This window comes from Hymenobacter sp. AT01-02 (genome assembly GCF_000961955.2).
Lineage (GTDB): Bacteria > Bacteroidota > Bacteroidia > Cytophagales > Hymenobacteraceae > Hymenobacter > Hymenobacter mucosus.
The window spans coordinates 166177-178971 of record NZ_JZIR02000003.1 but is presented as its reverse complement, the minus strand read 5'-3'; the positions used below and the strand labels follow the sequence as shown (position 1 = coordinate 178971).

General features: G+C 54.8%; 14 protein-coding genes. 6 read left to right on the top strand and 8 right to left on the bottom strand.

Going from position 1 to position 12795, the window contains the following annotated elements; all coding sequences use genetic code 11:
• The first annotated feature begins 51 nt into the window (after positions 1-51).
• The 5 genes from VI25_RS01740 (at position 52) to recO (ending at position 4508) form a co-directional block, all read left to right on the top strand.
• Positions 52-351, top strand: a complete 300-nt coding sequence (locus tag VI25_RS01740; protein WP_236704835.1) for a 2Fe-2S iron-sulfur cluster-binding protein — start codon at positions 52-54, stop codon at positions 349-351.
• 208 nt (positions 352-559) lie between these two features.
• Complete coding sequence (locus VI25_RS01735; protein ID WP_045689780.1) at positions 560-1189, top strand: thymidine kinase; 630 nt, start codon at positions 560-562, stop codon at positions 1187-1189.
• 85 nt (positions 1190-1274) lie between these two features.
• Positions 1275-3266, top strand: coding sequence for a two-component regulator propeller domain-containing protein (locus tag VI25_RS01730; protein WP_055562205.1), 1992 nt, complete (start codon positions 1275-1277; stop codon positions 3264-3266).
• Complete coding sequence (locus VI25_RS01725) at positions 3257-3619, top strand: T9SS type A sorting domain-containing protein (protein WP_045687933.1); 363 nt, start codon at positions 3257-3259, stop codon at positions 3617-3619. The genes VI25_RS01730 and VI25_RS01725 overlap by 10 nt, the downstream gene beginning before the upstream one ends.
• Positions 3620-3785: 166 nt before the next feature.
• A complete protein-coding gene (gene recO / locus VI25_RS01720) occupies positions 3786-4508 on the top strand; it encodes a DNA repair protein RecO (protein WP_055562204.1) in 723 nt (240 codons plus the stop codon).
• An 87-nt stretch (positions 4509-4595) separates the two neighbouring features.
• Here the strand turns inward: recO and VI25_RS01715 are convergent, their stop codons facing one another.
• From VI25_RS01715 to VI25_RS01690, 6 genes are all read right to left on the bottom strand, one after another.
• Complete coding sequence (locus VI25_RS01715; RefSeq protein WP_236704834.1) at positions 4596-5537, bottom strand: FKBP-type peptidyl-prolyl cis-trans isomerase; 942 nt, start codon at positions 5535-5537, stop codon at positions 4596-4598.
• 209 nt (positions 5538-5746) lie between these two features.
• The gene (locus VI25_RS01710; RefSeq protein WP_052695103.1) at positions 5747-6169 is read right to left on the bottom strand and encodes an FKBP-type peptidyl-prolyl cis-trans isomerase; all 423 of its coding nucleotides are present in this window, start codon (positions 6167-6169) and stop codon (positions 5747-5749) included.
• Between the two features lie 9 nt (positions 6170-6178).
• The gene (locus VI25_RS01705; RefSeq protein ID WP_052695102.1) at positions 6179-6736 is read right to left on the bottom strand and encodes an FKBP-type peptidyl-prolyl cis-trans isomerase; all 558 of its coding nucleotides are present in this window, start codon (positions 6734-6736) and stop codon (positions 6179-6181) included.
• 48 nt (positions 6737-6784) lie between these two features.
• Positions 6785-7306, bottom strand: a complete 522-nt coding sequence (locus VI25_RS01700) for an FKBP-type peptidyl-prolyl cis-trans isomerase (RefSeq protein WP_052695101.1) — start codon at positions 7304-7306, stop codon at positions 6785-6787.
• A gap of 90 nt (positions 7307-7396) precedes the next feature.
• On the bottom strand, positions 7397-8452 hold the full coding sequence (locus VI25_RS01695) for an FKBP-type peptidyl-prolyl cis-trans isomerase (protein ID WP_045687932.1): 1056 nt from the start codon (positions 8450-8452) through the stop codon (positions 7397-7399).
• A gap of 48 nt (positions 8453-8500) precedes the next feature.
• Complete coding sequence (locus VI25_RS01690; RefSeq protein ID WP_055562202.1) at positions 8501-9544, bottom strand: DHH family phosphoesterase; 1044 nt, start codon at positions 9542-9544, stop codon at positions 8501-8503.
• Positions 9545-9807: 263 nt separating this feature from the next.
• Here VI25_RS01690 and VI25_RS01685 point away from each other — a divergent pair, with 263 nt between their 5' ends.
• Positions 9808-10227 carry a nucleoside-diphosphate kinase gene (locus VI25_RS01685; protein WP_045687931.1) on the top strand — a complete coding sequence of 140 codons (420 nt, stop codon included), beginning with the start codon at positions 9808-9810 and terminating at the stop codon, positions 10225-10227.
• A 407-nt stretch (positions 10228-10634) separates the two neighbouring features.
• On the opposite strand, the gene VI25_RS01680 is transcribed toward VI25_RS01685, so the two are convergent.
• Both VI25_RS01680 and VI25_RS01675 read right to left on the bottom strand, forming a co-directional pair.
• Entirely contained in the window at positions 10635-11924 is a 1290-nt protein-coding gene (locus VI25_RS01680) for a nucleoside permease (protein ID WP_055562201.1), read from the bottom strand.
• A 204-nt stretch (positions 11925-12128) separates the two neighbouring features.
• The gene (locus VI25_RS01675; RefSeq protein WP_045687930.1) at positions 12129-12737 is read right to left on the bottom strand and encodes a superoxide dismutase; all 609 of its coding nucleotides are present in this window, start codon (positions 12735-12737) and stop codon (positions 12129-12131) included.
• Between the last annotated feature and the right edge of the window lie 58 nt (positions 12738-12795).

The following is a 12795-nucleotide window of genomic DNA, read 5'->3' as shown; positions in this document are numbered from 1 at the left end:
CTGATTCAACGGGCAATTTAGGGAAAGATGCCCACTCTAATCGTTCAAAATATGCCCGCTGCTCCCGTAGCGGTACCTGTCGGAGTTACGCTGCTTGCGGCCCTGCAAGATGCGGGCCACGACTGGATGCATGCCTGCGGGGCCAAAGGCCGCTGTACTACCTGCCGCGTAGAAGTGCTGAGCGGGGCCGAATACCTCACGCCCCCTACCACTGCCGAGGAGCGTTACCACTCGTTAGGTCGCCTGCGGCTTACTGACCGGCTGACTTGCCAGGCCCGCTTGCAGGGTGGCGAACTGGTAGGGCGGGTACCCGAAGCCACCAAGCTCCCGCACGTAGCCTACCTGGAGTAGTGCACACTGCCCGCCAGGCCTACCTCTTATAGCTGCTAAAAGTGAAAAGATGCTCACTGGATGCATCTGCCTGATGGAGAGTAAGTAGCAGCATGCGGGGCACGAGGTATCTGGTTTTGGGTTTGAGCCTAGCCGCTGAAAGCTGTACTTTAGATGCTCCGATTGCTGTCAGCTACCTGACACGTGGCCACCCTCAACTGACGACTTTGTGTTTATAGAACCCCGCGTTGGCACAGGCCCCGGCGTTGCCCGCCGGGGCTGGATTGAAGTGGTGTGCGGCTCCATGTTTTCGGGTAAAACCGAGGAGTTAATTCGCCGCCTCAACCGCGCCAAGATTGCCCGTCAACGGGTAGAGATTTTCAAGCCCGCCCTCGATACGCGCTACCACGCCCAGGATGTAGTATCGCATAACGCCACGAGTATTCGCTCCACGCCGGTGCCTGTGGCCCAGGAAATGCTCCTGCTAGCCGGTGGCTGCGACGTGGTAGGCATCGACGAAGCTCAGTTTTTTGACGACTCGTTGGTGGAAGTATGCGTGCAGCTAGCAAACCGGGGTACCCGCGTTATTGTGGCTGGCCTTGACATGGATTTCCTAGGACAGCCATTTGGGCCCATGCCCGCGCTGATGGCCGTGGCTGAGTTTGTGACCAAGGTGCATGCCGTGTGCGTGTGCTGCGGCGACATTGCTTCCTACTCCTTTCGCGTAACAGCTTCGGAAGACAAGATTCTACTAGGCGAAACCGATGCGTATGAAGCGCGCTGCCGCTACTGTTTTCAGGAAGGCATGAAGGAAAAAGCTACCGAGCCTGCCCGCACCGTTCAGCCCCGGCCGCTGTAGCCGTAGGGCGAAAACCTTGCTGCACTAAACCCGGCCGTTAGGCGTTACTTTCCCGATTCACCGTTTTCGTCGCTATTACCTGCCGATGACACTATCGTTACGCCTTGGCCGCGGAGTTGTGCTCCTGGCTTTATTACTTACCTCTGGCACTGCGTTAGCCCAGTTTACGGCCGGCTACGGCGACTGGCAGTTGCACCTGCCCATCAACCGGGCCAAGGCCCTTGCCGACGTAGGCGACCGGATTTATGTAGCGGCCGAAGATGCATTTTTCTACTACGATAAAGAGCTGAACACTACCCAGCTGCTTTCCACCCGCGACGGGCTGCACGATGCAGGTCTGAGCACATTAGCTTTCGACTCAGTAAGCCAGCAGCTAGTAATTGCCTACCGCAGTACCAACCTAGACATTCTGCGCCTGCGCGACGGCGCCATCCTGAACATTGCCGACATTGCCCGCAAGGAAATTCAGGGACAAAAGACCGTCAACCATATCAACATTGCCAACCGAGTAGCTTACCTGGCATGCAGCTTTGGCATAGTAGCGGTAGATCTGACCAAGCTGGAAATAAAGGACTCGTACACCAACATTGGGCCGAATGGTAGTGTAGTGCAAGTGTATGCTACGGCGGTAGCCGGGGGCGTCCTGTACGCGGCTACTTCAGGGGGCGTACTCCACGCTAGCCTCACAAGCAACCTCCTGGATTACCGCGCCTGGACCACCGACTTTGCTGCCCGCGTCAATGACCCTTTTCGGACGGTTGCAGCTCAGGATGGCCGTGTGTACGTGGGTATAAATAACGACCGACTCTACCGCTACAATCCGGGCCAGCCTGCCCAGGGGTGGCAGGCCGTAGCCAGCCCATCAGGGGGAGAGTTTCGGCAGCTGACGCCCTCGCGCGCCGGCCTATTGGTTACGGATGCTCAGCGCGTATCCGTGCTGAATACGAATACAGGAACGATAACTGCCACCCTAAGCCCGGCACTACTAAGAAATGCACGCACTGCTATTCGAGCCAGAAACGGCTCCTTCTACGTAGCCGACTTCGACAATGGTCTGCTTGCTATAGCGGCTGATGGGCAAACTACCCAGCAGTTTATTACCAACTCACCCGCCTTTCCCCAGGGACAGGGCGTGCTGGCGGATGCCCGGACAAATACCGTTACAGTGTTTGGTGGTGGGTATGGCGAACGGTACTTGCAGCAGGATTTCTACCGGGGCTTTGCCGAGTACCAAAACGGCCGCTGGACTACCATAAGCGCGCAAACGCAGCCAGCAGCGCAATACCCCAATCCCAAAGACCTAAGCCGCGGCACCCGCACTCCGGATGGGACACTCTATGCGGGCAGCTATGGCAATGGCCTGCTGGAATGGAAAGGGCCTGGTAATTTTCGCTTGTTCAATCCTACGGTAGGCCTACCCAACCCACTGCGCAGCGCTATATCCGATGCTAACTATACGCGCGTCACGGATGTTGCAGCCGATGCGGATGGTAAGGTGTGGGTAGTCAACCGCCATCAAGTTGCGGGTCAATCGGGGTTGTTCTTGTTCGACCCTGTAGCTACCACGTGGACTACCGTTCCGTACTTCAGCGGGAGTGATAATCTAGACCGTATTGCCCTTGACGATGCAGGAAACGTCTGGGTGACGCGGGCCCGCGCTCCGCTCAATACCATTCAGGGTATTAATGTGGTCAACCCAGCTACCAATGAAAACCGTTACTTTGGAACGTCTGATGGTTTGCCGGCGGGTAGTGAGGTGTTTGATATTGTGAAGGACCGCAACGGCGACATATGGGTGGCTACCAACAAGGGACCAGTCGTATTCAACGATGCTAGTTCTGCCTTCGATACGAGTCTTGGCTTCCAGGCCCCTATTGTTCGGCGAGGAGAAGGAACAGGGTTCCGTATATTGATGGATGAGCCTGTTCGAACCATTGCAGTGGATGGCGGTAACCGGAAGTGGTTTGGTACTGATAGGGGCCTGTGGCTTTTTAGTGCGGATGGCGACGAGGCCTTATTACACTTTACCACGGCCAACAGCCACTACCTTCCGATCGGATTGTTGATGTGGACGTGAACGACAAAACCGGTGAAGTTTTCGTGGTGACGGATGGCGGTGTGGTATCCTACCGGGGCTCGGCTACCGTCACGGAAGGAAAGCCGGAGTGCGCCAAAGTAACTCCTAACCCAGTGCGCACCAATTTTACTGGCCAGGTCGGTATTTCAGGTTTAGCCAACAATGGCACGGTAAAAATTACGGACGTGACGGGCAAGCTGGTGTATCAAACGCGTGCAAGCGGGGGCACCGTCGTATGGGGCCTCACCGACTACAATGGGCGCAAAGTGCAGTCGGGCGTATACTTGGTACTTTCTTCCGATGCCGACGGCAAAAATGGCTGTATCAGCAAGGTGGCGGTGGTTGACAAGTAAAACCAGCCGCATCTGGCCGCGAACAAATACTGGCTTTTTGCGCGAATAAGTTAGCTATAGGGGAGCCGATTTGGGGCTGCACGTTGTTACGTAATAGCCGCTTTTGGCCTCATTTCGCGCTTCTTTTCCTTTGTAGAAAAGGGCGCTACATTTAGGTTCTTTACCTATGCTTATCAAAACCCGGGGCATTGTCCTGAACTTTCTGCGCTACCGCGAAACCAGCATTATTGCCCGGATCTACACCGAGCGCCTAGGGCTACAGAGCTACATTGTGAACGGGGTACGCAAGGCTAAGCCGCCGGGGCGCATTGCTTTGTTTCAGCCATTTACCTTGCTAGACTTGGTGGCCTACACCTCGCGACAAGGAGGCCTTACGCGTCTCTCGGAGTACCGCTGTGCCGAGCCATTTCATAGCCTGCCCTACGATGTTCGCAAAAGTAGTATCGGGCTGTTTCTGGCCGAGATTGTAGGGCGGGTACTGCTAGAAGAAGAAGAAAACGAACCGCTTTTTACTTTCCTGCACGACTCTATTTTGGCCTTTGACCGGCAAGAGGAAGGGTTTGAAAACTTTGCCCTCATATTTCTGCTAGGCCTAAGCCAATACCTCGGTTTTGGGCCCGAAACAGGGGAGCAGATTACTTCGCAAGTAGCGTTTGCGGCCGAAGCGCCCGGTAGTATAAGTAGCCATAGCCCTACTGCCCTGCGCTTCCAGGAGTTTGAGCAGCACTTTGACGCCTTATTGCGTGACCCCACCACAGCAGCCATTCCGAACGGACGCGTGCGGCGTGAGCTACTAGGGGTACTTATTCGCTACTACCAACTGCACGTAGAGCGCCTCGGCGATGTGCGGTCTTTGGCTGTGCTGTCGGAGGTGCTGGCGGAGCTATAACCCTCAGCAGCTTATTATCTACCGCAAACGGCGGCTTTTCACGAGAAAAGCCGCGTTTGCGGTTCCATACATCTTGGTGGTGCAGGGCTACTTCACATCTACTAATTCCACGTCGAAGCGAAGAATGGCGTTTGGTGGAATGTCGGCACCGGCACCGCGGGCACCGTAGGCCAGGCTGGCTGGAATTAACAGAATAGCCTTGGAGCCTTGGTTGAGCATAGCAATGCCTTCATCCCAGCCCTGAATAACCTGGTGTTGACCCAGCGGAAAGGAAATAGGCTGGCCACCGTTCTTTTCCGATGAATCGAACACCTTGCCCGAGAGTAGCATACCCGTGTAAAGAACCGATACTGTTTGCCCGGGCTGGGGCTTGGGCCCCGTACCCGGTTTCGTGACTATGTAATAAACGCCCCCCGCCGTTTGCGGCCCCGTCAGCTTCTGCTGGGTCATGTAGGCCTTAATCTTGGTGTCCTCCTGTTTTTTAGCGCGCGCCTGAGCTTGGAGTGCTTCCTGCTTAGCATCGGCCTGGGCAGCTTCCTGGGTTTGTACTTTCACCGCCTTGGCAAGCATGATGAACGTATTGCCCGCCTTCTGGATGAAAGGTGGTACGGGCTGGCGAAACGACTTTGCAAACACGCTGTCGGCGGAGAAGCGGAAGATGGCCGAGTCGCCGGGCTGTAGCAACGACAGGGCTTCCTCAATACTACCGCGCTGCTGGGCCCGGAGCGTATCTAACGGAGCCCGGAGCAGCCCTCCCGTCTGGCGCGAGTTCAGTAGCACAGAATCCTTGCCGGTGCGGAATTGCATGTGCAAAGCCATAATTTTTCCAACGCGGGTAGCGTAGGTAGCATCTCCAGTTGGAGCAAAGGGCGGACGCAATACATAGCGGCCGTTTTCGCGCCGGTACACCCGGTACTCCACCCCTGATTTTAGCTTGTTGAACTTTACGGGCGCACCCTGGAAAGCCAGTAGCCCAAAGAGAGCTATTAGCCCCATGCCAAACACTCTAGTACGCGACAACCAAAACATATTTGGGAGATGATAAGAATAGTTAAGCTGCCAAGATAAGCCTTATTCAGACCAGTCTTCAACCTTTATACACAGCCACGGCCCCGCTACCGGCAAGCGGTAGTGGGGCCGTGGGTAACTAGTGTGCCGTATCAGGCTATTTCACCTTCACTATTTCCAGCTCAAATACTAAATCAGTATTAGGCGGAATCAAATAGTGGTTCGTGTCATCAGGGTCGCGCACACCTTTGTCGGCGTAAGCCAGCTGGGCCGGGACCACACGCGCGCCGGGCACCCTGGGGTAGTAGCAGCAAAACTTCGTCCCAGCCTTTAATCACCTCTCCACGACCAGCGCGAATCTTTAAGGGGCCGCCCTGCCGCACCGAGGCATCGAAGATGCGGCCGGAAGGTAAAAAACCTGTGTAGTGCACCAGTACTCGGTCGCCAGGCTGTGCTACGGCGCCAGTGCCGGGCTGCCGAATAGCGTAGCGCATACCCGAAGCAGTTTGGGTAGCCCGCGCAAGCACGCTATCGGGAGCAGCCTGAGCTGGAGCGGTAGGTAGGGCCTGTTGGGCAATGGCTGGCCGCACTAGCAAGGACCCACCAAGCAGCACGGCGGCGCATAGCAGGAAAGAAGACGTAGTGCGTAGCATATGAAGCGGCTATTGAACGTCCTGGATTTCCAGATCGAATAGCAAGGGAGTATAAGGAGCAATACTACCTTGGCCAACTTCTCTATACGCTAGCTCAGAGGGTACTAGCAACAGCTTCCGGTCGCCCTTGCGCATGAGAAGGGCTGCCTCTTCCCAGCCAGAGATAACGCCACCGCCGCCAGCCGTGAAGCTAAAGCATCCGCAGCTTGTGCGGTTGTTGCTGGAGTTATCAAAAATAACACCGTCGTTGGCCTCATAAATGAACTTACCAACGTAATTAACCGTCACCTTTTGCCCTTTTGTGATGAGTGGGTTGGTAGCGGGACCGTTCGTGAGCGACACGAGGTACAACCCTGAGTTGGTGCGGGTATACTGCGAACCCGTGATGTTGTGGCGGGTAAGGTACGCCTGAATAGTTGCTTCATCCAAGGCTCTTTGCGCCTCAGTTTGCTCTCGAATTTGCTTGGCGTAGGACGGTTCCGTATCGCAGCCCGACAGTACGGGCACCGTCACCAGCAAAGTAGCAGCCAAACGAAGTAGGAGGGCTGGGCGAGTGAAGAAAGACATAGGTAGTAGGTAGAAAGCCAGTGGCAGGTAGTACGAGCCGGAAGGAAATTACTTGATATCTGTGAGCTCAACGTCGAAACGCAGCACCGTATTCGGAGCAATGTCACTCCCTGCGCCACGCGAGCCATATGCCAAACCAGAAGGAATTAGCAGCGTGGCCTTGGCTCCTTTGTTCAGTAAAGCAATGCCTTGGTCCCAGCCAGCAATAACCTGACCCCGGCCAATGGCAAATGAAAAGGGCTTGTTGTCACGACTAGCCGTGGAGTCAAATACCTTACCATCGAGCGTGGTGCCAGTGTAAAGCACCGAAACCTGCTGGCCAGCAGTGGGAGTAGCGCCCGTGCCAGGCTGCGTAATAACAACATACAGCCCCGATGCTTGACGCTGAGCCGTAAGGTTGTTGGCCTTGATGTACGCCTGCAAAATCTCCTCATCACGAGCGGCGTAATCAGTATTGTCTACTACTACGTCGTCATCGTTGAGGCTGAGGCAACTAGGTAGCGTTGCGCAAAGCGAAAAGAACAGCGCGGCCAGAAGCAACGACCGGAAACGAGAAAGCAAGGTGTGCATAGTGTAAGCAAGTAGAGTTCTACGGGAAGATACAAAAACCCCCGGCCTAGTTGCACCGGACCGGGGGCTGATGAAAACAGGCAAGCTGAATTAGCGGCCGCCCTGTGCTTGCTGCTGTTGCTGCATAGCCTCGATCTGGCGCTGAATGTCAGCGGCGCTAGGGCCGGCGGGCTGCGGAGGAGCTGCTTTCACGTCTACTAGCTCCACATCAAAGCGGAGCGGCGAGTCGGCGGGAATGTCAGCCCCAGCACCGCGGGCACCGTACGCTAGTCCTGAAGGAATCAGCAAAGTGGCCTTAGAGCCTTTATTGAGCAGGGGAATCACTCGGTCCCAACCCGGAATCACGCCACCAACCCCAATGGGGAAGTCAACTGGCTTGCCGTTGTTAGGCGCCTTTTCTGAGGTATCGAACACCTTGCCGCTGAGCAACGAGCCCTTGTACTTCACGGATACCAACTGGCCCGTCTTGGGCTTGGGGCCCGTACCTGGTTGCGTTACCACGTAGTACACGCCAGAAGTATCCTTCTGGGCGGTGAGGTTGTTTTTCTTGATATAGTCTTGCAGCTGCTGGTCATCTTTGGCCAACTGGGCAGTAGCCTGCTGCTTGATTTTAGCCTGGATTTGGGGGCGCATCTGCTCCGAAACCGTCTTAGCCTTTGCCTCGTCCATCAACTCTACTGCCTTCACGAAGAACGTGAGGGTAGTGCCCATTTTCTTAACCTGGGGCGGTGCTGGCTGACCCGTATTGCGTACGAACATGGAGTCTACGTTGAAGCGGAACACGCCTGAGTCGCCGGGCTGCAACAACGAAAGTGCCTCTAATTCGGTGCCCTTATTAGCTACTGGCTGCAGCTGAATAAAGGTAGGGAAGCCAAACATGTTCTTGCGCGAGCTTTGCAGCACCGAGTCCTTGGAAGTACGGTACTCAATGTGCGCCGTCATGATTTTGCCGATGCGGGCTTTGTAAGCCGCTGTGTCGGCCTCCGCATTTTCTGAGCGGTAAGAATAGCCGCTGCCGTCCTTCTTGAAAATCTTGTATTCAATACCGGACTTTGTTTTTTTAAACTCGCCGTCTTTATTGCAAGAAGCGAGGCTCAGAACACCAGCTGTTACGGCTAGGCTCAGAAAAGTGCGTTGAAGGAGCATGAAAGGGGTTAGGTAGTAAGACAGAATGAAGGCCCAAGTTACACCGAATTATACCGATGGTGGTGCAGCTGCCAATGGAGCCGTCACAAGTTGGGTTTGGTATTGGGGTAGCAAGCTCAGGAAGCGGTCTACCGTAGTGTCTAGCGGCTCCCGGCTGATGCCACCCGACGCATTGTGGTGGCCGCCGCCCTCGAAGTGGCGACGCGAAAAATCACTCACGGAGAAGTCACCAACCGACCGGAAGGAAATCTTGATTGCCTGGTTGCGGTCAATCAAAACGGCCGCGAAAACGATACCCTCAATGCTCAAGGCAAAGTTGACGAGGCCTTCCGTATCACCCGTTTTGGAGTGGTACTGCCGAAGCTCGTCCGCCGTGATGGCAATGTACGCCGTGTTATACTCCCGTAGCACCGTCAGCTTATCTTTCAGCACGAAGCCCAGAAAACGCAACCGTTCCTCGGAGTGAGAGTCGTAGATGCGACGGTGCACATCGGAAAGATTAATGCCCGCGCTCAGCAGCTCGGCAATAATCAGGTGCACATTGCGCGACGTGCTGGGGTGGCGGAAGGAGCCCGTGTCCGTCATGATACCGGCATATAGGCATTCTCCGATGCCCGTATCAATCAACTCCTGGTCGCCCAAGTCACGGATAACCTCGAACACCAACTCGGCAGTAGCAGCCGCTTTCGAGTTCGAGTAGTCCAAGTCGGCAAACTGCTCGGGGTCCTGATGATGGTCGATGAGCACCTTCTTGCCCGGGGCGTGCCGGATATACTCTCCCAGCTCATTGATGCGGTTCAGGCAGGAGAAATCGAGGCAGAAGAGCACCTCGGCCCGGCCAATGATGTCGCGCACCTGGGCGTCGTTTTCGCGCGGCTCATACACCACTACTTCCTCATTGCCCGGCATCCAAGCCAGGAAATTAGGATAGTCGGAGGGCGTTACCACCGTGACGTGGTGGCCTTTCTTGCGAAGGTAGCCTGCCAATCCTAGCGACGAACCCAAGGCGTCGGCGTCGGGCTTATGGTGTGTGGTGATGAAAATCTGTCGGGGCTGCGCTAGCAACTCCTTCAGTTCAGATATTGTGGACATTGCCTACGGGGTAGGTGACTGAATTTCGGTCGTTTAGGCCGCGTACAAAGGCGGCAAAAGTCGTAAATATTCTGGGTTCCAACAAAACACCTTTTGGAAAGGTGCGTTTAAGGCGTGCATTGCTGGCTGGAATAGCAAGACAGTTTTCTGTAATGATTCAGTTCCACCGTACAATAGCCAGCTAAACCCGCTACTTTTGCGCCCGCAAACTGGCAGTGCTGCATCCCCAGTATTTTATTTCAACCCCAACCATACCAAACCACATGGCCACGAACCGCACGTTCACGATGATCAAGCCCGACGCTACCCAGGAAAACCACATTGGTGGCATCCTGAGCATGATTGAAGAGGGTGGCTTCCGCATCGTAAGCCTGAAGAAAGTACTGCTGACTGCTGAGCGCGCCGGCAAATTCTACGAAGTACATAAGGAGCGCCCCTTCTATGGCGACCTGGTTAAATACATGTCTTCGGGTCCTATCGTAGCTGCCATCCTGGAGAAGGACAACGCTGTAGCTGATTTCCGCACGCTGATTGGCGCTACCAACCCCGCCCAGGCTGCTGAAGGTACCATCCGTAAGAAGTACGCCAAGAGCATTGAAGCCAACGCCGTGCACGGCTCTGACTCTGACGAGAATGCGCAAATCGAAGGCAGCTTCTTCTTCGATGCTGACGAGCAGTTCTAAGCAGTAGCCCTCGAAAAGGGCACCTGCTCTGTTGATCGCTCATTTCGGAGCTCATCACAAAAAATCCTCCTCTACTACCTGTAGAGGAGGATTTTTTGTATACCCTAAGTAGGCTTTTTATAGACTTAATTAATACTCATTTTATACTAAAGACCAGTAAGCAATTCAATCTGAATTGCTGCTGGCGCTTCTCAATTGAATGGTTTGCCAAGGCTATAAGGTCACTACCTGGCTGCATTTGCCCGAGAAAGGTAAATAGATTCTGCGCTTCATACTAAGCCAGCAGTTGAAAATACAGGGCGTGCTGTCGTTGCTGAAATACAGTGAGTGAAAAAACCGAGCCACTGGCTCCCGCAACTTTTGCAGGGGCCAGTGGCTCGGTATTTTCGTGCGGGGAGGATAGCCGCTTAAGCTTGCTCTACAGACAGCAGTGGCTCAGTATGCGCGGCGTCTTGGGTTTCCTGCGGGTTATGCTTGTGGCGGAACAACACCACGAACAGCACGGCAATAACCAGAGCATACAGGGCAAAAGTCAGCCAGATGTTATGCCAGTCCTTGGTTTGGTCGATAGGGTTGGTGAAGTACTTCTCAATCACGATGCCGCTGACCGAACTGCCCAATACGGCCCCAAAGCCGTTCGTCATCATCATGAACAGCCCTTGCGCACTGGCCCGGATGGAGGAAGCCGTCTGGGTCTCCACGAACAGGGAGCCGGAAATGTTGAAGAAGTCAAAGGCCATACCGTACACGATGCACGAGAGGATAACCATCCAGAGGCCGGGGCCGGGGTTGCCGTATGCCAGAAGGCCGAAGCGCAAAACCCACGCAATCATGCTGAAAAACATCACCTGCTTAATGCCAAAACGGCGCAGGAAGAAGGGAATAGCCAGGATGAAGAGCGTTTCGGAAATCTGGGAGATAGACATGATCATAGCCGGATGTTTTACGGCTAGCGTGTCTTGGTAGGCGGGCACCTTGTCGAAGTCGTGCAGAAAAGTGTCGCCGTAGGCATTAGTGAGCTGCAGTGCCGCGCCTAGCAACAAGGCAAACAAGAAGAAGGTGAGCATCTTCGTGTCGCGCAGCAGGGCAAACGATTTGAGGCCCAAGGCATCTACCAAAGAGCGGCTGGCAGTTTCTTTGGAGGGCGGGGGGCAGGCTGGTAGCGTAAACGAATACACGCCAAGCAAGAAAGCGGCGGCGGCCGCTATGTAGAACTGATTGGCTGATTTCTCAAAGCCCAGCAGGCTTACCGTCCACATAGCCGCAATGAAGCCGATGGTTCCCCACACCCGAATAGGTGGGTAGTCCTTCACCACATCAAGTCCTTCGCGCTTAAGCACGGAGTAGGACACGGCAATAGATAAGGCCAGCGTGGGCATGTAGAAAATCATGTTTAGCAGCATGACCCAGAACATAGTGCCCGGCTCCGTAACTAGGGGTACCGTGCAAAGCACTGCACCGCCCAAGATGTGCAGCATGCCGTACAGTTTCTCGGCATTTACCCATTTGTCAGCCACAATACCCATAAGCGAGGGCATGAAGATGGAGGCAATACCCATGGTGGAGAAGATGGCTCCAAACTGAGCCCCGGACCACTGCTTGGTCTGAAACCAATATGCCCCGATGGTTATCAGCCACGACCCCCAAATGAAAAACTGTAGAAAGCTCAGAATAGTGAGACGTAGCTTCGTACTCATGCAAATGCGGTTGAGAAAAAGTGGGGACAAAATTTCGAACCTAAAGATACAAGAATTCTTTCCGGCGGAATATGAGAATGCTTGGCCGCGAAGCGCCCTGGATGGCAGAGTAAGCAGGCGCAAACTGCCGTTGCCGTGCTAAATAAAAAGCCCTTCTGCATAGTGCAGAAGGGCTTTTTCTAAAACAGGAATTCTAAGTTTACTCTACGAAGCAGCCGCGAAACGACGGTTTACTTCGTCCCAATTGATGGCGTTGTAGAAAGCCGCAATGTAGTCGGGGCGGCGGTTTTGGTACTTGAGGTAGTAGGCGTGCTCCCATACGTCGAGGCCCAGCACTGGAGTACCTTTGCAGCCAGTGTCAGGCATCAAGGGGTTATCCTGGTTGGGGGTAGAGCAAATCTGTACCGTGCCATCGGGCTGCTTGCAGAGCCACGCCCAGCCCGAGCCGAAGCGGGTAGTAGCAGCTTTGGTGAATTCTTCCTTGAACTTCTCGTAGCTGCCGAACGCGCTCGTAATAGCCTCGCCGATTGCGCCGGTAGGCTCGCCGCCACCATTCGGACCCAGGATGGTCCAGAACAGGGAGTGATTCCAGTGACCCCCACCATTGTTGCGTACCGCAGCCGGTGCAGCGGCAATGTTGTGCATCAATTCTTCCAGGCTTTTGCCCTCCAACTCGGTGCCGGCAATGGCATTGTTGAGGTTGGTAACGTAAGCCTGATGGTGCTTGGTATGGTGGATTTCCATGGTCTGCGCATCAATGTGCGGCTCCAGGGCGTCGTAGGCGTAGGGCAGTTGGGGCAGTTCGAAAGCCATAAGTAGAAAGGTTTTGAGGTGGATAAGGGAGAGTCTGAGTCTACTGCAGCCGCGCAGC

Coding starts and splice junctions, on each gene's coding strand:
- VI25_RS01700 (WP_052695101.1), bottom strand. CDS start 7,306: ATGCACACCTTGCTTTCTCGTTTCCGGTCGTTGCTTCTGGCCGCGCTG.
- VI25_RS01680 (WP_055562201.1), bottom strand. CDS start 11,924: ATGAGTACGAAGCTACGTCTCACTATTCTGAGCTTTCTACAGTTTTTC.
- VI25_RS01695 (WP_045687932.1), bottom strand. CDS start 8,452: ATGCTCCTTCAACGCACTTTTCTGAGCCTAGCCGTAACAGCTGGTGTT.
- VI25_RS01715 (WP_236704834.1), bottom strand. CDS start 5,537: ATGTTTTGGTTGTCGCGTACTAGAGTGTTTGGCATGGGGCTAATAGCT.
- VI25_RS01690 (WP_055562202.1), bottom strand. CDS start 9,544: ATGTCCACAATATCTGAACTGAAGGAGTTGCTAGCGCAGCCCCGACAG.
- VI25_RS01685 (WP_045687931.1), top strand. CDS start 9,808: ATGGCCACGAACCGCACGTTCACGATGATCAAGCCCGACGCTACCCAG.
- recO (WP_055562204.1), top strand. CDS start 3,786: ATGCTTATCAAAACCCGGGGCATTGTCCTGAACTTTCTGCGCTACCGC.
- VI25_RS01710 (WP_052695103.1), bottom strand. CDS start 6,169: ATGCTACGCACTACGTCTTCTTTCCTGCTATGCGCCGCCGTGCTGCTT.
- VI25_RS01730 (WP_055562205.1), top strand. CDS start 1,275: ATGACACTATCGTTACGCCTTGGCCGCGGAGTTGTGCTCCTGGCTTTA.
- VI25_RS01705 (WP_052695102.1), bottom strand. CDS start 6,736: ATGTCTTTCTTCACTCGCCCAGCCCTCCTACTTCGTTTGGCTGCTACT.
- VI25_RS01675 (WP_045687930.1), bottom strand. CDS start 12,737: ATGGCTTTCGAACTGCCCCAACTGCCCTACGCCTACGACGCCCTGGAG.
- VI25_RS01740 (WP_236704835.1), top strand. CDS start 52: ATGCCCGCTGCTCCCGTAGCGGTACCTGTCGGAGTTACGCTGCTTGCG.